Origin of the sequence: Pontibacter rugosus (assembly GCF_042678745.1) — a bacterium.
Taxonomy (GTDB): domain Bacteria; phylum Bacteroidota; class Bacteroidia; order Cytophagales; family Hymenobacteraceae; genus Pontibacter; species Pontibacter rugosus.
Window position 1 is genome coordinate 19,338 of the sequence record NZ_JBHTLD010000005.1, and the last position, 22,818, is coordinate 42,155.

The window sequence follows — 22,818 nt, forward strand, 5'->3', positions numbered from 1 at the left end:
TTTAGGTTTCTAAGTCTTGCTGTCCCCCTTTTACCTGGATAACACTACAAATTTCGGGAGAAGAAGCGCCTAAGTCTGTGACTTATATCACCCTGCCAGGCCTATGCGAAGAATATTTCTTTGATGATGATATAGATGCCCATCACGAGCACAAACCAGCCAAAGGAGGTCTTCAGTTTGTCGGCGTGGATTTTGGTAGACAGGTAGGTGCCAATGAAAATGCCGGCGATAGAGATGGCGGAGAAAATGCCCAGGAACATCCAGTCAATCTCATAATTGTAAATGTCGCCGATAAAGCCGAACAGCGATTTTACCGCTATAATGAGCAGCGAGGTGCCCACGGCCATCTTCATGTCCAGCTTACTGAAGAGCACCAGCGCCGGGATGATCAGGAAGCCGCCGCCTGCCCCTACCAGGCCGGTCAGCGTACCTACTACCAGGCCTTCAGCCAAGATGCCAGCGTAGTTGAATTTCGGTTTCGGGTGCTTCTCCGCAGGATCTGTTCGCTCCACATCGAGTTCCGTATCTATGTTCTCATCTACCACAGCAGCTGGTTCTGCCGGTGCCTCCTTTTTCTTTCGGATCATGGAAATGGACGCAAACACCATCAGGGCGGCAAACAGGAGCATCAGCAGCACGCCTTTGGTCACGGCCAAGTCCCCTACTGTGAAGAGATCCTCAGGGATGGCCGGTACCAGGTAACGCCGCGTCAGGTAGACCGCCACAATGGAAGGCAGCCCAAACACGACAGCCGTTTTCATACTGACCAGTCCTTTCTGGTAAAACTTGTACGAGCCCACCAAACTGGTAAGTCCCACGATGAAAAGGGAGTAAGCGGTGGCGATAACAGGGCTTAACCCCAACAAATACACCAGTACCGGTACGGTAAGTATTGAGCCGCCGCCACCGATCAGGCCAAGTGAAAGGCCAATGAGCATGGCGGCAATGTATCCGAGTATTTCCATTTTTTTAATGTTTTAGCTTGATTTCTGATACAAAGGTAGGGTGGTGCAGGGGGGCGTACAGTGACTGTTGTCACACAGGAAAATTTGCTGTAAGTTTTAAAAAGCAAAAGGCGGCCTGAGTGTTCTCAGGCCGCCTTTTGCTTCTGTTTTTCTACCTATACGACATCCAGGTCATGTACTTCGATGTAATTCCGGTGAAGCGTGATAGCGCCCGTTTGCTCCAGTTTTTTCAGTAGCCTGGAGATCACCTCACGGGAACTGCTGAGCTCGTTGGCAATCTGCTGGTGCGATAGTTTTACCTCGTTGCCGCTTACCTTTACATGGCGTCGCAGGTAAAAAACAAGTCGCTCATCCAAGGCTTTGAATGCGACGCTATCGAGTGTTTGCAGGAGCTCCTCGAAGCGCTGGCGGTAAGAGGCAATCACGAAGCTGTGCCAGCTTTTATACTTGGCCAGCCACAGCTCAGACAGGTGCGATGGGATCAGGATGATCTCGGACGCATCCACTGCTTTTGCCATGATCTGGCTCTGTTCGTTGCGGGCGGTACACATCATGGAGAGGGCGCAGGCGTTCCCTGGTTCCAGGTAGTACATCAAAAACTCATTGCCTTCTTCGTCCTCGCGGTACACCTTCAGCAAGCCTTTAGAAAGCAGCACCGTCGATTTAATGTACTGGCCGGTACGCAGTGCTTCCTCACCCTCTTCCAGGTGTTTGATGGTGCTTTGCGCCAGTATCTCCTCCTGCAGGGGCTGCTCTAACTGTGAGAATTTCTGCAGTAATTCTTCTTTGCTTGTACTTTCCATATTTTATCATTTACGTTTTTCCTATTTAATAGGTCCGGTGGTATCTTTTGTGTGTTGACTGGTCATGGGCACGCTGCACCCTGATGGTCCGCAACAGCCTGTATTCGTAACAGCCTGCCCTAAAAGCAAAATGGCAAATGCGCCAACCAGCACATCGCCTGTCGCGATAGCCTGTACCAGCAGGGCTATGCCGAGCACCAGGCGTATCCAGCGGGCCAGGTGCCAGCCCGTCAGCAGTTGAAGCTTTAAGGTCTTCATCATGTCTTTTCGGATAAGCTAAGTGTTGCACCCAGCTCTGTTGCAGGCTCCGATTCCAGAGAGGCCAGGTAACGCTCGGCATCCAGGGCGGCCATACAACCTGAGCCTGCTGCGGTCACTGCCTGGCGGTAGGTAAAGTCCTGCACGTCGCCACAGGCGAACACGCCGTCTATATTTGTCTTGGATGTGCCCGGTATCGTTCGAATATAGCCGTTTTCATCCAGGTTCAGGTAATGAGCAAATACATCGGAATTTGGCTTATGGCCAATGGCTACAAAGAAGCCCTGCACCGGTATCTCCCGCGTCTCACCGGTCAGGGTGTTCTGCACCCTGACGGCTTCCACCGCCTGATCGCCCATGATCTCGTCTGTCACCGTATTCCACAGGATCTCTATGTTCTTCGTTCTTTTTACCCGATCCTGCATGATGGCAGAAGCGCGCATCTCATCGCGGCGCACGATCAGGTATACTTTACGTGCCAGGTTGGCCAGGTAAGTAGCTTCCTCGGCTGCCGTATCACCGGCACCCACGATGGCCACATCCTGACCGCGGTAGAAGAAGCCGTCGCACACGGCACAAGCGGAGACGCCACTGCCGTTCAGGCGCGCTTCCGACTCCAGGCCCAGCCATTTAGCGGATGCTCCGGTGGAGATGATCACTGTTTCGGCTTCAAGTACTTTCTGATCGTCTATCGTTACTTTACGGGGCCTGGCGGAAAAATCCACGGCAGTGGCAATGCCATAGCGCACGTCGGCGCCAAAACGCTCTGCCTGGCGTTTAAAGTCTTCCATCATCTGCGGACCGTTGATGCCATCCGGGTAGCCGGGATAGTTCTCCACATCGTTTGTGATGGTGAGCTGGCCGCCTGGCTGCAGGCCCTGATACAACACCGGGTTTAACCCTGCTCTGGACGCGTAAATGGCAGCTGTGTAGCCAGCCGGGCCAGAACCAATGATCAACACTTTTACCTTTTCTGTTTCCATTATAAATAGGTATCTCTTAGCTAATGGCAGTATGTTTTACTGTCTTATAACCTGTTCAATTTTATCAAATAAAGCCTCACTTCCATAAGGGAGCAGGAAGCTGTCTAGCTTTACAAAGGAAGCATTATACTTAGAACTCGTCAGTGATTTTAGTCACACATGATAGCAGTGAAGCCCGTAATGCTCCAGGGGCAGGACTGGCTTACATACACCTACTGCCTACACTTCATGAGCACAGGCAGTAGGTGTATGGTCTTACTATTTTCTGTCAGTCGAAGGAAACCTTCTGGAAACTAACGCTCCCACAACAGTGCCGTATAGGGTGCTATTCAAAGGACTGGAGCTGATGGCACAACTACCGTCACACCCGTAGAAAGCATAGAAAAGATAGCCCAGTACACCGCCAGCCAACATGCTCAACATTAGCCTGGAGCTTGTATTGATTTTTAACTTATTCAGTTTCATAAGGCCAGTTGCCAATGCCACCGTTCAGGTTGTACAGTTTTGTAAATCCTTGCCCCGCCATGTAGTTGCAGGCTTGGGCACTTCTGTTGCCCGACCTACAGTAGAGCACATAGGGCTTCTCCTTATCCAGCGCATCCACTTTTTGCGGAAACTGGGCATCCATCAGGTCTATTACCTGCGCGCCCGGGATCTTGCCCTGGCTTACTTCCATAGGCGTGCGAACATCCACCACCACGGCATCAGGCTGTTCTTGCTGTAGCTTTTTCAGCTCTTCTCCGGATATATCTTTATAGTTCATGATCGTTGCTATAATTAAGTTTAACAGGAGACCCTTGTGCGCAGGGCCTCCTGTTAGAATTTATTTGTTCTTCAGCTCTGTAACGGCTTCGCTCATGTCCAGCACCTTCACATCAGGAAGGGCCGACGCCACAATACTGCTTCCCGCTGCCGAGCGGTAACCGCCGGCGCAATGCACCACGACCGGCTTGTCCGTCGGAATCTCCTTTGCCCTTTCGCGTAGTTCAGGCAGCGGAATGCTGATAGCCTTATCGAAGAACTGACCACCTTTCACTTCTGAGGTGTTGCGGATGTCCACAATGGTGAAGTCAGCCATACTCTCCTCAAAAGTAGATCTGTCAAAGTTCTCGCTCTGCTCACCATCCTGCCTGTCGTATACAAACGCACCTTTTAGCAGCAATTCATACCCTATCTTGGAAGCCTTGGCGATCAGCTCATTTAACTGCGCATCGCTTTCGCCGACCAGGTAGTAGCTTTCACTAGGACCAACGATACTTCCCAGCCAGGTCTCAAACTTGCCACCGTTCTGGATGTTGATCGCCCCTTTGTAATGGCCTTGCTTGAACACCTTCTCGCTGCGGGCATCTACGATTACGGCGCCATCTTCGGGCTGGAAGTTTCTCTCCAGCCTTGCCACGCCTTCCACGCTAGGGATGTAATCCGGCGCGCCCTGCTTGTTCAGGTCTACATCATAGCCGAAGTATTTTGGGATGAAGGGCTGGTCCTCTGTGAGCACTTTTACAAACGCGTCTTCGCTCATCGGCTTCAGGGCATAGTTCCCCAGCTTCTCATCGCCGATGGTGCTGCTGTTGGCATCGCTTAGGCCTTTACCGCAAAGCGAGCCCGCGCCGTGTGCCGGGTACACCACTACATCGTCGGCCAGCTGCATCAGCTTTTCGCGGGTGCTGTGGTACATCTGGCGGGCCAGCTCTTCGCGCTTGGCCGTTACGTTACCGGCACTCTCGCGCAAATCCGGGCGGCCCACATCACCGATGAACAGGGTATCGCCCGTAAACACGGCTTTGTCTTTTCCTTCGTGCTCCAGCACAACGCTGATCGAGTCAGGGGAGTGTCCGGGGGTGTGCAGCGACTTCAGTTTAACTTCTCCTAGATGCAGCGCTGCCCCTTCGTCAAACGCTTTGTGCGGGTAATCGGCGCCCACCAGGCTGTGCGCGTAAATAGTGGCGCCAGTCTTCAGGTGTATCTCCAGGTGCGAACTTACAAAGTCCGCGTGCGGGTGCGTTTCAATCACCCCTACAATTTTAGCATCGTGTTCCGCTGTATAATCATAGTAGGGCTGCGGATCGCGGGCCGGGTCAATAAGTATTACTTCCTTCGCATTCTCGCTCAGGATAGCGTATGCATAGTGCGCTAAGCCCTTGTCTTCGAACTGTTTAATTTTCATAGGTCTTCTTATTTTTGATGTTGATTTAATTTCTAATACAAAATTAAAGTATACGCGGACCAAGTTCAGTGATGTTTGTCACACAACGAATTGTACTGTATAGGTTTAGGATAGGCCTGGTAGTGTAAGCGCGGTGCCTGTAGCATAAAGCTGATGCCCATGCACGTGTCTAGCCTAGAAGTTTAGCTGCGTGATAAAGCTTAGGTTGTGAAAGTTGGTCGTGTAGTACATGGCTTTGAGCGGCAGGTCTGTACCCGGCGATGTTCTTCCAACATAAAGCAACCGAAAGTTCAGCCCTTTCAGCACTGGTTTTGCAGGGCTGTAGTTTAAGTCGGCTAACCAGCCTATGTAAGGGACAGCACCGTACTTGTTGTGCGTATAGTTATCCAGGCCCGGCATCCAGGATTTGGAAGCGGCTGCTTCTACGGATAGCCTGTCTGACCAGTGTTTCTTTACTTTCGCCACCAGCAGGTCTGATTTACCGGTACCTTCCATTCTGCCCCTGGAGATGGTGGCAAAGAACTGCTCACGGCCCCATTCCCGTGGAAACAGGAAGTGCCCTTCGCCACCTATGTGGAGGTAATTGAGCGACACGTTCCAAGTCCCGGTCTCGTAAGCTAGCTGACTGCCTACCAGCCACTGGTGCTGGTCCGGGAAATAGGCCAGTGCTTCTTCCGGGTTGCCCCCGTTGCCTGCCTGCACCTGGTACAGCCCCTCTATACCAGCTTTTACCTGCGGTGCAAGTTCTATGGTTGTCCGGCCGTAGCTGGTGTTTGCTACATTTTCGATCCAGTAGTTCCATACTTCCGCATGGATGCCCGGCTGTGCTGCATCTGAATTAACCTGTAAGCCTGTTACGGCAACCCCTTTTGTGGAAGTGTGGTGCGGGTAACCAGACGGATTACCCTGTGCATCCACACCTGCAGAAAACGTCCCGATGGACGCACCTGCTTTGAACCACTCCACGGTACTTCTGGGGGAGAAATGATCAAACCAGGCCAGTGTCAGCAGCGTCTTCTCCCTTACCGGGAACTGGAGGCTTATCCCCTGAAAGGAGTAAGGCTTCATACGGGTATCCTGCGGATTCATCAGGGGGGAAGTGAAGCTGAACCGTCCCGCTTTCGCGTGCAGCCATTCTGCTTTATACTCCAGGTACAGCTCGTCCAGGCGGTCCAGGTCTGCTTTGTTTTCCGGATCTTCCACATCAAAAAGCTCCAGCTCCAGCTTAGGGTGTGTACCTGTTATAGGATCCCGATGTGCCATGCCGGAGGAGAACAGGTTGTAGGTAAACAACCCGGCAAACCCTACTCTGAACCCATGGAACCGAGCTGTTTTATAGGCTATCTCCGCACCGATGGCATTGGCATAGTTATCTGATAGCTCGCGGTGGTTCCAGGTAGCCATGAAGTAATTCCGTACATGCCCGTGCACCGTACCTTTCGTGAAGACCTCCTGCACGCTGTTTACCTGTACAGTGTCCGGTGGATAGGCCTCGTGGTGTTTCTGGGCAGAAGCCGTACCCCAGCCCATACTGGCAGCCAGCATAGCCGCCAGGGTAAATCTGTTACGCATCGTGTTGGGTGTAAAAAAGATGTGCAGCCTGAGCTGCACCTATGAAGCGAAAGGAGACTAGTTAAGATGATAGGTCATCAAGGGCCGGATGCAGTGGTTGACCAGCGTTTCAGCGATACTGCCATAGAACAGGTGGCTGATGCCTTTTCTGCCATGCGTACCGATCAGCACCAGGTCCATTTCGGACACTTCATTGAAACTGCGGACACCGGCCGGGACTTTATAGTTATGATGCAGGTGCAGCTCGTAATGCTCTAAGCCCAATTGCTCCGCAAAAGTCTGCATCTGGCCCTTCAGTTCTTGTGCCCGGTCTTCATCTTCCGCGTCCATAATCTGCAACAGGTGTAGTTTAGCATGAAAGAGCTGTTGCAGCATTTTAATAGTTGCTAGGCTTTGCTCCGGCTGTTTTTCGGCCTCAAAGTCTGCCACCCATAGCAGGTTCTGAAGTGGTGTGATGGCCGCATCTTGATGGATGGTAATGACAGGAACGCTGGTATACCTGACCACATGCTGCGCCTCGGAGCCAGACACTTTCTCAAGCCAGCCATTAGCGCCGTCTGTCCCCATGATGATCAGGTCAATGCTATTCTGTGCAGCATATTTTGCGAGAGAGGTAGTTAACCCTCCAAAAAGAACCTCGCTGCTGAACCTGAAGCCTACATGCTGTTTCAGCGCTGCAAACTTCTGCTCAGCTAGTTGCACCTTTTGCTTCATTTCGGATTTGCTCAGTGTTTCCGATGCATCTACGGAGCCGGCCCATTCAGCTGAGTTTACTTCAACCACATGCACCAAGTGGGTGTTGATGGGCGTCTTGTGCATCAGGAAAGCCAGGAACTCGATGGCGCTGTAAGACACCGGAGTAAAGTCTACCGGCACCATGACGTTCAGTTTATCTTTCATTTGCGTAGAGGCTGTCAGCCGTTATGTTTATGCTGTATAAATTTTCTTAATCCGCTGTCTTCCTTTGAGCGACCAGTCTGGTTACATAGCCTGCACCGTTGTGGTAGGCCCCTTCGTTCAGCTGTATTTCTACTTCTTCCAATTGTTGTATTAATAGGGAGGAAAAGTCATCCTGTAGGGTTTCGGCGGTATAGAGCATCCTTTCATCTTTAGGTCCGCCGGAGCTGTAGCTCAACTGATTTGGGTGGAAAGCTTCCAGTATCAAAGTGCCACCGGGTTTGAGCCACTTGATCACCTGCTGGTGCAGCTGCTGGCGCAGCGCAGGCGGGAAGTGCGCATAAATCAGGGCCACCGCATCAAGGCTATCAGGCGCACAGGTGTATTGCGCGGCATCTGTGACAAGGTAGTTGATGGTTACACCTCGCTGTTCTGCAAGTGCCATCGCCTTTTTGTAGCCTGCTTCGCTGAAATCAAAAGCTGTTACCTGCCATCCATTCAAGGCCGCGTACACAGCGTTTCTGCCTTCCCCTTCGGCAGGCAACAACAGCATTCCTGGCCGCAGTTGCTGTAGTTGCTCCCTGAAAAATACATTAGGTTCAGCGCCGTAAATCATCTGTTCCTGGCTGTAGCGGTCGTTCCAGAAGTCTTTCATAGGCATGCTTTTTATGTTGTTCGATACAAAGATGGGGTATGGTCTGCCCTGGTTCAGTGACATTGGTTACACAAGCTGGTTAATTTTGAAATTCAACCCAACTGGAAACAAAAAAGGCTGCACTTTTCAGCACAGCCTTCTTAAATAATGTATCATAGATTAATCTTTATAGATTGTTGACTGCAGTTTTAAGCTTTTGGCTTACCTCTTCTGCCAAAGAAGAAAGGTTTGGGTTGTCGACGGCGGCCATGGTTTCCATGGGGTTGATAGCGGTTACTTCCACTTCCCCATTTTCATGCTCCTGCAGCAGTACGTTGCAGGGCAGCATCACGCCAATGTTGGGTTCCTGCTGAATGGCCTGGTGTGCCAGTTTGGGATTGCAGGCACCCAGTATCTTGTAGTTCCTGAAATCTACCTGTAGCTTTTCCTTAAATTTCTCCTTCAGGTCTATTTCACTGATCACGCCGAATCCCTCTTGTTGCAGGGCTTCCTTTACCTTAGCGGTGGCATCGTCAAAAGAGCCGTTGATTTTCTTACTTAAGTGGTAACTCATAGCTTGTTGTTTTTGGAGGTTTTGATCACTTCTGCGTGTTATAGGGTGTTAATATCGGCCACATCGTAAGCCGGGCAATGCCCCACCGAACTGGTAAGCGCAAAGATGGTGGCCAGGCTGCCCAACGCCACGGCTGTCGGTCCGTTCACTGTTTTGGTGGCAATAAGCGCCGCTGCGCCCGCTGCCAGTGCCGACCGCACCATGCGGTCTGTTGTTCCCATGTTCTTTGTCATAGCTTTCTATTTAAGTGGTTCTAATTGCTATCGATAGCAAGTTAATTAACGCAGGTCTTCTAAGAGTGTTCTAGATCAATGAACCCTTTACCACTCCCATGATAACGCGTTAGTGACTAGGAGAGCCTGGGTCGGGTTATTTTTGGGCTGGGTGGATTTCAGCTTTTCAATGGGGTTGTAGTTCCTAAAGTGTTGCACACGCTATGTAGATATACAGCCCTACAACATTAGCTGGAATGCAGCAGGCCTGTTGTTATTGCTGCCAGGCTTCTACCTAATGAAAAGAAGCCCGGCAGAGCGAGACGTCAAGCACATGCAATCAATGCTTCTTCGTTAGAACGGTGCAGCACGCTTCGTCTAAAGTACACGCCCCTGCTTTTTATGCTCGGATTCCGCTGCTACTCCTCATAACGATTGTTGCCTGCTTCCTTCAGAATTAAAATGGCATAAAGGGAAGAACGTGCCATTGGGTGCTTTCCCCTTTTGTGAAGCGCTAGTACTTTACCATGAAGAGAAGAACGGCAAGGGGGGAAAGTGCCTAAAATACCACGGATTGTTAGACAGAATTATTGTCGGATTATACGAGAACTTACATATGCTCCAAGACAAATGTGACTGTTGTGCATACTCAATTATTCATTATTGAGGTGACACACCGTAGTGGTAACGCTCTTGCGGATCTTCGCAAGAGCATGTCAGGTAAATGTAGAGCTTGGGTATGAAGCGAAAGTCCATTAAAGCAATTCCCTACTTGTCACAACATTTGTCATTAGGAAGCACATGGCCTTTTTCACAGTTAAGAGAGATTTATGGCGGATTATATCTTACACGCGGGAACCTGTGCAAAGAAACGCTGTTGCTCCGCCTTGCTTCCAGGGCTGCCCTAAAGCACCAAACCACTACTTGCGGGGCACCATCACCCTGGGAAAGAGACGCAGATAGACCTGTCCGCTAACCGGGAGCTCTCCATAGTAAGGGTGCAGCTGGTTCCCGGCTCTGAACAGGCTTACCTGTGCCCCCAAATTCACGTTCACGGTACCAATCTCGAAGAGTTGCCTGTTGGCCCCTATTGTCAAGGCGTTGACACCTAAGACCTCATCGTGCCCAAAGGCTTCCTCCTCAAATCCCAGCTCCTCTGCTGACTTCTGTACAAACTCATAGCGCCCGTAAACGGCAAACCTGTCGTTCTGCAGGTTGGACTCCAGCAGGAAGGAATGCTCTTTGTGATGCGCATCCACGTAGTTGTAGCCCCAGTTGGCGGAGGCGGTAAAGTAACGGTTGTCGCCCCCAAGCATGTTGCCGTAGAGCACAGACCCCGTGGTGCGGTACACGTCCTCGTCAGGCTCGGCCACCTCCGGGCTCTTCACGAGGGCAGTTGACGCCTGCAAACTCCAGTTGGTGGAGGGGTTGTAGGTGAATCGCACGGCACGGGAGTCAAAGCGGGGCTTGTCGAAGTCATACCGCTCCTCATCCGGCTCCCGGCCAGTGAAAGAGGAACCTTCCAATTTAAAATTGCGGTATCGGACTCCCAACGTGGCCACCCCGAAGGTGATGTGGGTAGCGTCCTGCCAATGGTGGCCCAGCGGCGAATCTGGGTTGTTGAGCGCCGAGGGGCGGTGCATAAAGGCCACATTGCTCAGGGCTGGCTCACCGGGGTAGCCCAGGTACAGGAACGCGTCTGCCTCCTCCGATAGCATGTGCGTGTACCCCACGGACAGCTCGCTGAAGAGGTCGTGCGGGTGCTGGCGGTCTATTAGCGGAGAGCCTTCAAATGTTTCGCCCGTCTGGAAAAGCAGCGGATAGCCGTTGCCGCCCACCGTGAGCGGGTCCAGGGATATCATGCCGCTGAACCGCAACAGCCCCCTGTTTCCTACAAAGCGCTGCCCCATCAGCATCAGCCAGTTCGGTGCGTCAAATTGGCTGTCGCCCCGGGTGCCGGCTTCAAACACGTCCTGCTTGTTGTAGCGCAGAAACAGGTTGTAGTGCAGCATAAACATCCAGTCGCCGCGATGGTACATATTACCGTACATCGGCGACTCGTCCGGAAGCCAGCCTGTGCCGGAGGCATTACGGTTCATGGGCAGGTTTCGGGAGAAGGCATGCGACATCGGCATCTGCGTCTCTCCGTGCTGCATGCCCGAATGCTGCATGTGCTCCTGATGCCCCATTTGATGCGTTGTATCTTGGGCCTGTTGCTGGTGGCCCTGGTGCTGTGCTGTGGCTGGCAGAGCCAAAGCGGTGGTGACCAGGCAGTATAGTAGACTTTTCAAGGTTTTCATAGCGTATTAAAACGGTGGCTGTACGTGTGAGAATGTCTGTTCTATAGTTTAGGAGGGTAAGCAGAACGCTATCTCCTGTTTGTGTTCATGTTGCGCATCATCTGCTGCATACAAGCTTCGTCCATCATGCCGTTCTCATGCATCCGCTGCATCATGTTCTGCATCATGCCGCTGTTGCGCATCATCATCCGCGACATCATGCTGCAGGCAGCCGTGTCTGTTTCGCACCGGGCCATCATCTGCTGCATCATATCTTCCATTGCTTCCGGGTTCTGGTTCATCATCATGCCGTCAGAGCCCATCATTCCTTCCATGTGTTCCCCGTTACCCATCATGCCACCAGCCGGAGCGTCCCGCATCATGGCCGTCATTTCAGTACGGTATGCTTCATTGTTCAGGATGGTGGAATACAGCTCCCTGCGTTGCGACTCGTCTTCCAGCACCTCCTCTACATTCGCAGAGGACTGGCAGCCTGTGAGCCAAACGGCTGCTGCCAAAAACATTGTTAACATCGTTCCTTTCATAGTTTCTAGTCTCAATAAAGGTTTGCCACCCGTTAAGATATTGTACGTAGGTACGGGTTCAACAGCTGGCTTACTTCAGCTGCCTTCTGAGCAGCTGCGCATTGACGGCCACAATCACAGTGCTCAGGCTCATGAGGGCGGCACCCACGGCAGGAGATATCATGATGCCCTGCTGGTAGAGCACCCCGGCGGCAAGCGGCAGGGCAACAATGTTGTAGCCCGTGGCCCAGATAAGGTTCTGAATCATCTTGCGGTAAGTGGCTTTGCCGAAGAGAATGAGCGAGGCGATATCCTGCGGGTTGCTGTTGACCAGGATAATGTCGGCTGTCTCTGCCGCCACGTCCGTTCCGGAGCCTACGGCGATGCCCACATCAGCCTGGGCAAGGGCAGGGGCGTCGTTCACGCCGTCGCCTGTCATGGCCACGAACTCTCCCTGCTGCTGCAGCTCCTTCACCTTCTCCTGCTTCTGGTGCGGCAGCACGTTGGCCAGGTAGCCGTCCATGCCCAACTTATCGCTCACGCTTTTGGCCACGCGCTCGTTGTCCCCGGTCAGCAGCAGGTTCCTGATGCCGTTCTCTTTCAGGATCCGGATGGCTCCCTCAGACTCAGGGCGTATCTGGTCGCGCAGCGTGATGTAACCTGCCACCTGCCCGTCTACCAGCACATACACCACCGTCTCCACACCCTCCTCCGCCTGGCTTTGGGGCACCTGCACGTTAAACTCCTTGATGTAGTTCGGGCCAACCACCTTCACCTCGCGCCCCTCCACTGTGCCCTCCAGTCCCTTTCCGGGTAAGTAGTGAAAGTTGTCTGATGCTGGCACTGTGATGCCCTCGGCCTTTGCCTTCTTGAGGATGCCCTGCGAGATATAGTGCTCCGAGTGCTGCTCCACACCGGCTGCCAACCTCAGCAATTCCCGTTCATCTACAGTCTGCCCAAACACCACGACTCGCGCAACGGCATGGGAGCCCTGGGTCAGGGTGCCGGTCTTGTCGAAGATGATGGTGGTGATGTTGCGGGAGTTCTCAAAGGCGGTCCGGTTGCGGATGAGCAGGCCGTTTTTAGCCGACACGGCCGTGGAGATGGCCACCACCAGCGGAATGGCCAGGCCGAGGGCGTGCGGGCAGGAGATGACCATCACCGTCACCATGCGCTCCAGGGCGAAGTCCAGCTCGGCACCGGCCACCAGCCAGGCGGCAAGAGTGCCGAAGCCGGCCGTCAGGGCCAGGTAGGCCAGCCATTTGGCTGCCTTGTCGGCAAGGCGCTGCGTCTCGGACTTCGTTTTCTGCGCCTCCTGCACCAGGTTGATCACCTTGTTCAGGTAGCTGTCCTCGCCGGTGCTCTCCACGCGCACCTGCAGCGAGCCGTTTCCGTTGATGGAGCCGCCGATCACCTTGTCGTCTTTCACCTTCTGCACAGGCTTGCTCTCCCCCGTCAGCATGCTCTCGTTCAGGTAGCTTTCCCCCTGCACCACCGTGCCGTCGGCAGGCACCTTCTCACCGGGCTTCACCACGATAACGTCTCCCTGCCGGAGTTCCTCAACCTTCACCGTTACCGTCTGCCCGTCCCTGATCACCTGCGCCTCGGCAGGCATCATGCTCACCAGCAGCTCGAGCGCCTTGGATGCACCCAGCACTGACTTCATCTCTATCCAATGCCCCAGCAGCATCACCACGATCAGCGTGGCCAGCTCCCAGAAGAAATCCATACCCTCCAGGCCGAACGTGACGGCCGTGCTGTAGCCGTAAGCCACCGTGATGGCCACGCCGATCAGCGTCATCATGCCCGGAGCGCCTTTCTTCACCTCCTCGGCAAGCCCTGTGAGGAAAGGCCACCCGCCATAGAAAAAGATGATGCTGGACAGCACGAAGGCGATGTACATGCTGTAAGGCACATCAAGCGCGTAGCCGAGGATGTGCTGCACCATCGGGCTTAGCACAATCACCGGTACCGACAGCAGAAGCGAAACCCAAAACCTTTTTTTGAAGTCGTCTATCATCATGCGGTGGTGGTCGTGTCCATGCCCGCCATGCCCTACATGCTCCCCGTGCGGCGGCGGGGTTCCCTCTCCGTGTGGCATGGCTTCGCTGTGGGCATGTAGCGTTTTCTCCTCCAGTTGCTCCTCTACCTTTCCTGCCTTGCTTTTCGCCTGTGACTTTGCTCCCTGGTGATGGCTGTGTTCCTGATGGTGACTTTGGTTGTTTTTCATGGTTTAAAAACTCTCGTTTCAGGTCCCTTTAAATAAGTACCTCACTAACGGTAAGTATGTTTGCTTTTTACTGCCGCTCCAGCTCCTTACACGGTCGACCGGCTTGTGAAAAAGCAAATTAGCAGGAACAATCCGGGCTTCTGTCACACGATTCCTGATTTTGTTACATGTTAAACCGCTTAACTACTGTGCATCAGGCTGTAGTGGCGGGAGGATGGAGGGTAGCGGCATCAGTTACAAGGAAAAAGCGGCCGCCGCCGCCAGAATATGGCTGTTGGCGCTTTCATTACTGCCGGTTTAGGTGTTATTTCGCTCACACAAAACACGCTTCACACGTTTAGGAAAACTTCATATGACAACAGAACTACGCAGCGCCATCTTGGCTGTTGCCCTTGGTGTTGCACTTGCTTCCTGCAACGGGCAGGTGGCAGAGCAGAAAACTCCGGAACAGGAAAGCCATCATGCCACCGCGCATGGGGCAAACGCGCAGGAAGGGGCGCTGGCCATACAGGCACAGGCAGAGCCTGATACCCTGAAAGGCAGCCTGAAAGCCGAGGCGCACGGGCAAGTCGGGCCTGCCCATCTAACGGTAGCCTACCATTCCCCTGCCGTGCGCGGCAGAGTGATATGGGGTGGCCTGGTGGCCCATAACCAGGTGTGGGTAACGGGGGCACATTCGGCTACCAGCCTGCAGACGGACCAGCCGATCACGATAGGAGGGCAGCCGCTGCCGGCAGGGAAATACGCGCTGTTCACCATTCCGGGGGAGAGGGAGTGGACGGTGATCATCAACAGAAACTGGGAGCAGCACCTGGCAGACGATTACTCGGAAGCAGAAGACGTGGTACGCTTCACGGTGACACCTGAGACAATGGAGCAGCACCAGGAGCGGCTGCGCTATCAAATCGTACCGCAGCGTGATGCGCAGGGGGCGATTGTCATGACATGGGACAGGCTAAAGCTGACGTTCCCGGTGAGCGTATAGCGCAAACTTTGTACTCAATCCCAAGCAAAGAGGAGTATGCATTGCAGTTGCTGGCATCTATTACTGTCGCCAATAACTGCAACGCATACCTTGGTTGGGAGGTTATAGTGCGCTGTAACTGCCTGAAGGCTGCCATTACTTTCTAGCAAGGGTAGTGACCAGCGTTGCCACATTTAACTGTAAGGACTTAACTAATCATGTTTTCTGTGAAGGCAGCCACTGGAGGCGTACAAGCACTGGTTAGTGCCCTTCAAGAATAGGTCTCCTCTTCCTGCAAAGGAACTTGCCCAAGCTCTCCGGTTATGATGACTGCGGTGCTTTTTCATAAACCTGCTTTATCCTATTACCTGCTGAAAATATCCTGTCTGCTGCCACTCCGTATAGCAGAACCTGACTGTCATTCACTAAACATCAGGATAATGGAAGATAACAAGCACAAGCAGCAGGACGGACAGCACAGCGGCGGTATGGGCATGCGCGGCGTTACGCGCCCCATGGCCGAAAAGGAGATACGCCAGCACAACCAGAAAATGCACCAGGGCGGGCAGGATGATAAACCTAACGACGAGCAGAAGCATGAAGGCAAAAAAGGCATGATGATGTCGGAGGACATGCGTCTGCAAATGCTGCACATGCACCACATGCAGACGCTGTGGGTATACTGGATGATCATTATACTTGGGGCCTGGGTGCTGCTCTCGCCGCTCACCTTTGACTACGGTATCGGCACGGTGGAGCCATCGGGCGGCAGGAGCCTGTGGCTCACCATGGAGCAGCGCATCCAGTTCATGAAGTGGAGCGACATTATCAGCGGCGCCTTGCTAATGTTCTTCGGCTGGCGCGGACTCACGCCTAACCGCCCCGTTAGCCTCTGGATCTGCTGCTTCATAGGTATCTGGCTTACAATGGCACCGCTGCTGTTCTGGGCACCCACGGCGGTGGCCTACCTGAACGACACCATGGTGGGCGCACTCATCATTGCCCTTACCATACTTATACCCGGTATGCCTAACATGATCCTATACATGAAGATGGGCCCCGACACACCTCCCGGCTGGAGCTACAACCCTTCTAGCTGGCCGCAGCGCTGGATCATGATGGTGCTAGGCCTCATTGGATGGGTGGTATCCCGTTATTTGGCCGCATTCCAGCTGGGCTACATCGATTCTGTTTGGGACCCTTTCTTCGGGCAGCAGAGCGAGCAGGTGCTAAACTCGGCCATGTCGCACAGTATGCCTGTTTCCGATGCAGGTCTGGGCGCCATTGCTTATACGTTGGAGTTTCTGATGGGCTGGATGGGGGCACCGAGCCGCTGGCGCACGATGCCGTGGATGGTGGCCATTTTCGGTATTCTGGTGATCCCGCTGGGCATGGTGCACATTTTCCTTGTCATCAGCCAGCCAATTATAGTTGGTGCCTGGTGCACGTTCTGCCTCTTGGCGGCAGCTATCATGATTCCGATGATCCCGCTGGAAGTAGATGAGGTGATAGCCATGGGGCAGTTCATGAAAAAGAAGGTAAACCAGGGAGAAAGCTTCTGGAAGATATTCTGGAAAGGCGGCAACATCGAGAGCGATTCAGAAGACAAGGCACCGGAGATGATGGCGTTCCCGCAGAAGCCGGGGCCGGTATACAGCGCCTCCATCTGGGGCATCAGCTTCCCCTGGACGCTATCCGTAGCCACGCTATTGGGTATAGCCATGGTTTTTGCGCCAGCCGTTTTCGGGGTGCAGATCAAAGAAACCGTGGCAGATATTTTCCATTTGGCAGGTTCGCTGGTGGTGGTCACTTCTGTTTTCTGCATGGGCGAGCCCTTGCGCAGGGGGCGCTACTTTAACATACTGCTGGGGCTTACAGTGGTTGTGGCGCCGTGGTTTTTGAGCAACAGCCCAATAGGCTTAAGTATAACAGGCGTTGTTCTGGGTTTGGCGGTAGCGGCACTATCACTTCCGCTGGGGCCTAAAACACAAAATTATGCAGGCTGGGATGCGTACATCAAGTAGGGAGCAGGTGCAGGAGGAGGAGGGGCTTCTGCCGGACGAGGAGATAGCGGCACAGGTACGCGACTTGCTGTACCGGAATATGATCAGCGGGCAGCGCGGCGGGTTTAACTACCATTATACCAAGCCGTCTCCGGGCACTTACCCTTACCAGTACTTCTGGGACACTTGTTTTCATGCGTTTATACTTCTGGCGATGGACGAGGCGGACATGGCCAAAAAGCACATGCGCAGCCTGTTCCAGATGCAGCGGCCGGATGGCTTCGTCGGGCACATGAGCTATTGGAAGCGCCTTTGGCCCGCCCGCATCACCGATATCTTTCAGCTCCGGCCCAAGGATGCACTGCGTGTGTACAAACCCCACATGTCAGCACTGGTGCAGCCGCCACTAGCCGCTCAGGCCGTGTTGCGCATTTACCAACACGCACCAGATCAGGACTTCTTAAATGAGATGCTGCCCAGGTTAAAGGCATATTATAACTGGCTTCTGCGCAACCGCGATTTTGAGGGAGAGGGGCTGCTTTCCATCATCTCTCCCTATGAGTCAGGCCTGGACTGGAAGGCAAGCTTTGACCCTGTGCTAAAGTATGATAAAGGGCTGGCGGGGCTGCAGTTGTTCTGGAAAGTACTGCAGGTGGATGCGCATAACTTTTTTCATAACTATAATCTGCCAGCCATCTACCGCAGCAACAAGTTTATTGTGAAAGATGCCGCTTTTAACACCATCTACGTGCAGAACCTGGAGGCGCTGGCCCAACTCTGTGCCCTGGCAGGCGATTCGGAGAGTGCCGGATATTACCAGGCGCAGGCGGAGAAGACAGGAAGGAGCATTCTGAAGTATATGTATGATGAGGCCGATGCCGCTTTCTACGACTTGGCTGGGCACAACTACCGAAAGCTGAAAGTCAGGACGGGCACAATCTTTTTCCCGGTGGTGCTGCGCCAGGTGCCTCAGGAGGTTAGCAGACGCGTGCTGCAGCGGCACCTGCAACAGCGGGACGGCTTTCATGTGCCTTATCCCATTCCCTCGCTGGCTGTGGATGAACCCGCTTTCAATCCTGATGAGTCGCTCTACATTTGGCGCGGCCCCACTTGGGTGATGTTCAACTGGTTTATGCACGGGTACCTGCTCGATGCAGGCTACACCCGAGAGGCAGAGGAACTGCTGCTAAGTATAAAGCGGCTGATCACCAAAAGCGGCTTCCGGGAGTATTACGATCCTTTTACCGGCGAGGGCCACGGCGCACATGATTTCACATGGTCTGGCTTAGTGCTGGATATAATTCGGAGGCAACAGAAGAAAGATAGGAGTAGCTAGATGAACAATCGGTTTATGCTTTTATCAGTCAGTAGTGGTGTATACATCCTGCCACGTCCAGCCGTCCATCTCCAGAATGGCTGTCATCACCTTGCGGCGTTCCTGCAGGTCAACCTCAAACGTGTGCCGTGCCTTGTCTCTGTCTTTGAGCGGTACGCCTTTTTCCTCCAGTTCCCTTAAATCTGGTGTTGGGGCGATCTCCTTGGGCGATGGATTCTTGAGGAAACTTCCCTTCACCGTTTCCAGGTAAGCGTTCAAGGCCGTCCCCAGCATGCTCATCATCAACTGGTTTCCCACAGCTTCTTTCGGCACCGCGTTGGCCAGCAGCTGGTAAGCCTCATGCAGTAGGGCAACGGAAGGGGCGATGGAGCGGTCCGGCTGGTTGTTGTGGAAATAGTGAATGACGGGGTAAGAGTGGTGGTTCAGGGTGTGGTGCATCAGCAGCTGGCACAGGTCGGAGGCGTTGCCGAAGAAAGCGGAAAAGTCTTTGCCGTTCCAGCTGTTAATTAAAATCTGCTGCGGCGTTTTACCCATGCCGTTGATGTAGAGGCTAAGCTTGCTCTGCAGGCTGACCGCCGAGAGCACGGGCACAAAGTAGGTGATGGAGGTGGTGATGAACACTAGGCCTGCAAAAGCCGCCACATCCGTGACTATGCGCCATACGATTCCCGAAGCGATGAAGTCACCAACACCAAGTGTGGAAAGCGTGAATCCCGCGTAGTAGAGCTTCTCCAGGACGCTTGCGCTTGCCATGGTTTTGCTGTTCACGATGGAGCCTGCCTCGTAGAGCAGCACCAGGAACAGACCTCCCCACAGTGCCATAATCCAGGTAAACAAGATCGACAATAGAATGGCAGGCCCCGCGTACCGGATTAGCTGCGACCTGCCGTTCTTCCCCGACGCCAGGAAAAAAGCCTTCCACACGGCCCGGGTCACTTGGTTTGTGATCAAGCCCCCGCCATTGGAAGAGAGCGCAGTCTTGACAATATCCAGTATGGTGAAGGCGAACAGGACTACCCCAAGGCACAGATAGAGAACATTCATATAATGCGTGTAGCGACATTGGTTAGTTCCGATAAACGTATGCCTGGCGCTAGAGTTCTCTCAACAGAACAGGGCAGAAAACAGGAGGTGCTACAGGCACACAAGCATACTCCATAAAGAAATTATGTAACGATTATCTAAAATTGTATAAAACGCAAGGGTGCTTGCTCGGGTATAACAGGAGCACATAAAAGTTTAATCATTAAAACATATAAACTATGAACAAGGACTTGATTAGAACACTGGCCGAATGCGCCGCTGCCTGTAACAACTGTGCCATCTCCTGCCTTGGAGAAGAAGACATCAAGATGATGGTTCCATGCATCCGCCTGGACCTGGACTGCGCCGCCATCTGCAAGGCTGCCCTGGATTATGTCTCACGTGATTCCCGTTACGCAGGGGAGATACTGCAGCAGTGCGCCAAAATCTGCAGAGACTGCGGCCAGGAGTGCCAGAAGCATGAGGCGCAGCATTGCAAAGAGTGTGCCGAGGCTTGCTTCAAATGCGCTGAGGCTTGCGAGCAGTATCAGTCAGCATAAGCCTGTATATATAACCTAACACAGGAAAGGCCCGTGATCGCACGGGCCTTTCCTGTGTTAGGGCTAAAGTTGTATAGTTATTTACCTTTTGCAGCCCTCTACCAGGCGTTCACTCCTTGGTAGCAGGCTTCCTAGCACTCGCGGCATATCCTGGCGCAGCCCCTGCAGACTGCAAAAGCACGCACCATCACTATTCCCCCGTTTTCCCGATACAAGTTTTGAAGCTCAACCCAAATATTGCTTCCGCTTGCCCGTACTTGCTCTGGATTGCTTCTGTCCCGGTAATAGAGGATATAAGGAGACAAATGTGGTGAATGTACAACATGTTTTGTAAGCGGTACACTAGCGACGGCCGTCGCTTTAACAAGTTGTTGTAGCTGTTATTTTTCCTTCCACATTGGCCTTTCTTTCAGCACTGTATCATATAGAGCACAACTTTCAGCGTGCGCTCCATGCAAATATCCGATGCTCATCAAAAATTCATTTACTATTTCACCACCGGTGAAACGAAAGGTTCTTTTGAAGATCCTCACCCATTCTTCCACTGTTTTGGGGTGATGGTGTTCCAGCCATTTTTCAAATGAGCCATACTCAGCTTGTAACATCAGAATAGTTTTGGCGTTCTCAATGGCTGCATTGATCTTTAGGCGATTCCTGATAACTCCTGCGTCTGCCAACAGCCGTTCACGGTCCTCCTCAGCGTAGGCAGCAACTTCTTTGATGTTGAAATTGCCGTAAGCTTTCCGTAAAGAGGCTTCTTTTTTCAGGATCGTCTCCCAGCTCAAACCTGCCTGATTGATTTCCATTATCAAACGGCCGTACAATTCGTTGTCATCGTGTATCGGAAAACCGTAATGGTTGTCGTGGTAGTTTTTGTGCAACGCCTTTCTTTCCTCTGGTTGCATTGTTTCAATGGCAAAGCAATAGCTCATTTTACCAGGTTCTCGGTTTTGGTTAAAAAGTTATCCAATGCTTCTTTGGGATCAATACCCATTCGGTTTGCCAACACAACAAGCCACCAAATGCTTTCTCCCAATTTGTGTTCCAACTCCTCATCAGTGTTGGCTTTTGGCCAACGATGCTGTTGCGACATTGTGTGTCTGCCAACCAAAGCTGCATCGGTTAGAAATGCCAATGCGTCTTCTTCTACAGTCCACTCACTTCCGTGATGAGTTAACTCTAACTCATGGTATCTTTTGCGTATCGCTAACGAACGTTCTATAATAATATCGAGGTTGGTCATCTATGTTTTCTATGGTAGTGTTAGTTCATTTCTTTGATTGGTTGAGTTCAGTCGCACGCAACTACGGTATCAAGGGGATTATTCCGTTTATCCGTCCACCGTTAGTTGGCCAAACGGAACTAGACTAACGAATATACTATACATTAAACTCACAACCACTGGATCCTCTCCTGAAATTTCAATCCCAAGAAACGGCGGTAAAATGAGCTTGTGGAAGCTAGTGTGAAAAGCGGATAATAATGAAGCTTAGGAGAATTCAAGATTCCCGTTTTGCCGTCTCACAAATCAAGTACTGGGTTTGTTTTGTGAGATGAGTAGCCGAGATGGTGTAGAAGTTCTGACTTTGATGAAGTTTGTGCTTACTCGGAGACCTTTGCAGGAGTTTACCCTTGTCGAATTGGTGTAAAAACTACTATATGTTTATAGTATTATAATTTGCGATATGTTAAGCAGGAGGCGGTGAGCTCTATTTGATCTGTTTTTGTGAAAGCTTTGAAATAGGCATGATAGATTGTTACTCAACCTTTTTTACCTGTGCCAACTCTATGGCCTTGTGCAGCCTGCTGGCAAATACCTCTTTAGGGGGCAGCTGTGTGAGGTACTCTGATACTCTTATATGCCCTTTGTCCAGCTCCAATAGCTCGATTTGTTCCTGGCTCTTTTCGGCACACAGAATCAGGCCGATGGGGCTCTCTTCTCCTTCTTTGCGCTCGTGTTTGTCGAGCCATTTCAGATACAGCTCCATCTGGCCTTTGTAGGCCGCCTTGAACCTGCCGAGCTTCAGGTCAATGGCCACCAGGCGCCGGAGCCCGCGGTGGTAAAACAGCAGGTCAATCTTGAAGTCCTCATTGTCTATCAGAATCCTTTTCTGCCGCGCCAGGAAAGCGAAATCACTTCCCAGCTCAATGATGAACTGCTGGAGTTGCGTCAGAATAGCAGACTCCAGATCCCTTTCGCTGTATGTGTCGCTCAGGCCCAGGAAGTCCAGCACGTAAGGGTCCCGGAACACTAGGTCAGGTGTCACGGCCCCGGCTGACTGCAGGGTGCTGAGCTCTTGCCTGAGGAGCTCTTCCGGCTTCCTGGACAACGCGGAGCGCTCGAACAGCATGCTGTCAATCCGCTCCTGCAGGACGCGCGTGCTCCACCGCTCCTGAATGGTAAGCTCAGTGTAAAACACTCGTTTGAGTTCATCTTCCATCGCTGCCAGTATACGCAGGTGCGTCCAACTCAATTGTGTACTCAGTGCGTTCACAATCTGGTCTCCCGGAAAAGTGTCCGCAACGCGTACACAATGCCACAGGTGGCGCTTTGACCAACCTCTACCATAGGACTTGGTCAGGTGAGAGGCCAGGGAAGAAACTATTTGCTCTCCATACCCCGCTCGTTGTTCCTGTAGGAGCTCCTGATTGATGGTCCTTCCGACACGCCAGTATAGGAGGGTGACTTCACGGTTAACCGTCAGGGCAACCTGTTTTTTACTCTCCTCGATGAGTGCAACTACGTGATGTAGTAGCTCTCTTGCTTCCTGGTTTTGCGATAGGTGTTTTTTATCCTGCGTCATAAGGTAGGCGATCTAAGAAAACGCAATTTA

22 protein-coding genes are annotated in these 22,818 nt (G+C 52.5%); 4 read left to right on the plus strand and 18 right to left on the minus strand.

Annotation, left to right across the window (positions count from 1 at the left end; all coding sequences use genetic code 11):
* Positions 1-101 precede the first annotated feature (101 nt).
* The 14 genes from ACFQ2O_RS01195 to ACFQ2O_RS01260 form a co-directional block, all read right to left on the minus strand.
* The gene (locus tag ACFQ2O_RS01195; protein ID WP_377522256.1) at positions 102-965 is read right to left on the minus strand and encodes a sulfite exporter TauE/SafE family protein; all 864 of its coding nucleotides are present in this window, start codon (positions 963-965) and stop codon (positions 102-104) included.
* Between the two features lie 155 nt (positions 966-1,120).
* Positions 1,121-1,768: a Crp/Fnr family transcriptional regulator gene (locus tag ACFQ2O_RS01200; RefSeq protein ID WP_377522258.1), complete on the minus strand. Its 648-nt coding sequence runs from the start codon at positions 1,766-1,768 to the stop codon at positions 1,121-1,123.
* A 21-nt stretch (positions 1,769-1,789) separates the two neighbouring features.
* Complete coding sequence (locus ACFQ2O_RS01205) at positions 1,790-2,029, minus strand: hypothetical protein (RefSeq protein WP_377522260.1); 240 nt, start codon at positions 2,027-2,029, stop codon at positions 1,790-1,792.
* Positions 2,026-3,009: a thioredoxin-disulfide reductase gene (gene trxB / locus ACFQ2O_RS01210; protein WP_377522261.1), complete on the minus strand. Its 984-nt coding sequence runs from the start codon at positions 3,007-3,009 to the stop codon at positions 2,026-2,028. Before trxB ends, ACFQ2O_RS01205 begins: the two co-directional genes overlap by 4 nt.
* Before the next feature lie 451 nt (positions 3,010-3,460).
* A complete protein-coding gene (locus tag ACFQ2O_RS01215) occupies positions 3,461-3,772 on the minus strand; it encodes a rhodanese-like domain-containing protein (RefSeq protein WP_377522262.1) in 312 nt (103 codons plus the stop codon).
* Between the two features lie 60 nt (positions 3,773-3,832).
* Positions 3,833-5,176, minus strand: coding sequence for an MBL fold metallo-hydrolase (locus ACFQ2O_RS01220; RefSeq protein ID WP_377522263.1), 1,344 nt, complete (start codon positions 5,174-5,176; stop codon positions 3,833-3,835).
* Between the two features lie 174 nt (positions 5,177-5,350).
* Positions 5,351-6,748 carry a porin gene (locus tag ACFQ2O_RS01225; RefSeq protein ID WP_377522264.1) on the minus strand — a complete coding sequence of 466 codons (1,398 nt, stop codon included), beginning with the start codon at positions 6,746-6,748 and terminating at the stop codon, positions 5,351-5,353.
* Positions 6,749-6,805: 57 nt separating this feature from the next.
* Positions 6,806-7,648, minus strand: coding sequence for a universal stress protein (locus ACFQ2O_RS01230; protein ID WP_377522265.1), 843 nt, complete (start codon positions 7,646-7,648; stop codon positions 6,806-6,808).
* A gap of 46 nt (positions 7,649-7,694) precedes the next feature.
* Complete coding sequence (locus tag ACFQ2O_RS01235) at positions 7,695-8,363, minus strand: methyltransferase domain-containing protein (RefSeq protein WP_377522266.1); 669 nt, start codon at positions 8,361-8,363, stop codon at positions 7,695-7,697.
* A 103-nt stretch (positions 8,364-8,466) separates the two neighbouring features.
* Positions 8,467-8,853, minus strand: a complete 387-nt coding sequence (locus tag ACFQ2O_RS01240; RefSeq protein ID WP_377522268.1) for a DUF302 domain-containing protein — start codon at positions 8,851-8,853, stop codon at positions 8,467-8,469.
* Between the two features lie 38 nt (positions 8,854-8,891).
* Positions 8,892-9,086 (minus strand): YgaP family membrane protein, encoded by a 195-nt coding sequence (locus tag ACFQ2O_RS01245; protein ID WP_377522270.1) that lies wholly within the window; start codon positions 9,084-9,086, stop codon positions 8,892-8,894.
* An 899-nt stretch (positions 9,087-9,985) separates the two neighbouring features.
* Positions 9,986-11,365 carry a hypothetical protein gene (locus ACFQ2O_RS01250; RefSeq protein WP_377522273.1) on the minus strand — a complete coding sequence of 460 codons (1,380 nt, stop codon included), beginning with the start codon at positions 11,363-11,365 and terminating at the stop codon, positions 9,986-9,988.
* A 68-nt stretch (positions 11,366-11,433) separates the two neighbouring features.
* The gene (locus tag ACFQ2O_RS01255) at positions 11,434-11,889 is read right to left on the minus strand and encodes a hypothetical protein (protein ID WP_377522275.1); all 456 of its coding nucleotides are present in this window, start codon (positions 11,887-11,889) and stop codon (positions 11,434-11,436) included.
* Between the two features lie 70 nt (positions 11,890-11,959).
* Complete coding sequence (locus ACFQ2O_RS01260) at positions 11,960-14,098, minus strand: copper-translocating P-type ATPase (protein WP_377522277.1); 2,139 nt, start codon at positions 14,096-14,098, stop codon at positions 11,960-11,962.
* 352 nt (positions 14,099-14,450) lie between these two features.
* On the opposite strand from ACFQ2O_RS01260, the gene ACFQ2O_RS01265 reads away from it, so the two are divergent.
* The 3 genes from ACFQ2O_RS01265 to ACFQ2O_RS01275 all read left to right on the plus strand — a co-directional run bounded on the left by ACFQ2O_RS01265 (position 14,451) and on the right by ACFQ2O_RS01275 (position 18,401).
* The gene (locus ACFQ2O_RS01265) at positions 14,451-15,083 is read left to right on the plus strand and encodes a DUF2911 domain-containing protein (RefSeq protein WP_377522279.1); all 633 of its coding nucleotides are present in this window, start codon (positions 14,451-14,453) and stop codon (positions 15,081-15,083) included.
* A gap of 419 nt (positions 15,084-15,502) precedes the next feature.
* Positions 15,503-17,086 carry a vitamin K epoxide reductase family protein gene (locus ACFQ2O_RS01270; protein ID WP_377522281.1) on the plus strand — a complete coding sequence of 528 codons (1,584 nt, stop codon included), beginning with the start codon at positions 15,503-15,505 and terminating at the stop codon, positions 17,084-17,086.
* Complete coding sequence (locus ACFQ2O_RS01275) at positions 17,070-18,401, plus strand: amylo-alpha-1,6-glucosidase (RefSeq protein ID WP_377522283.1); 1,332 nt, start codon at positions 17,070-17,072, stop codon at positions 18,399-18,401. The genes ACFQ2O_RS01270 and ACFQ2O_RS01275 overlap by 17 nt, the downstream gene beginning before the upstream one ends.
* A 24-nt stretch (positions 18,402-18,425) precedes the next feature.
* On the opposite strand, the gene ACFQ2O_RS01280 is transcribed toward ACFQ2O_RS01275, so the two are convergent.
* Positions 18,426-19,445: an ion channel gene (locus ACFQ2O_RS01280; protein ID WP_377522285.1), complete on the minus strand. Its 1,020-nt coding sequence runs from the start codon at positions 19,443-19,445 to the stop codon at positions 18,426-18,428.
* A gap of 218 nt (positions 19,446-19,663) precedes the next feature.
* Here ACFQ2O_RS01280 and ACFQ2O_RS01285 point away from each other — a divergent pair, with 218 nt between their 5' ends.
* A complete protein-coding gene (locus ACFQ2O_RS01285) occupies positions 19,664-19,984 on the plus strand; it encodes a four-helix bundle copper-binding protein (protein WP_377522287.1) in 321 nt (106 codons plus the stop codon).
* Positions 19,985-20,364: 380 nt separating this feature from the next.
* Here ACFQ2O_RS01285 and ACFQ2O_RS01290 read toward each other — a convergent pair whose 3' ends face one another.
* The 3 genes from ACFQ2O_RS01290 to ACFQ2O_RS01300 all read right to left on the minus strand — a co-directional run bounded on the left by ACFQ2O_RS01290 (position 20,365) and on the right by ACFQ2O_RS01300 (position 22,788).
* Positions 20,365-20,916: a DNA-3-methyladenine glycosylase I gene (locus ACFQ2O_RS01290; RefSeq protein WP_377522291.1), complete on the minus strand. Its 552-nt coding sequence runs from the start codon at positions 20,914-20,916 to the stop codon at positions 20,365-20,367.
* Complete coding sequence (locus ACFQ2O_RS01295) at positions 20,913-21,227, minus strand: hypothetical protein (protein WP_377522294.1); 315 nt, start codon at positions 21,225-21,227, stop codon at positions 20,913-20,915. Before ACFQ2O_RS01295 ends, ACFQ2O_RS01290 begins: the two co-directional genes overlap by 4 nt.
* A 514-nt stretch (positions 21,228-21,741) precedes the next feature.
* Entirely contained in the window at positions 21,742-22,788 is a 1,047-nt protein-coding gene (locus ACFQ2O_RS01300) for a PDDEXK nuclease domain-containing protein (RefSeq protein ID WP_377522297.1), read from the minus strand.
* Between the last annotated feature and the right edge of the window lie 30 nt (positions 22,789-22,818).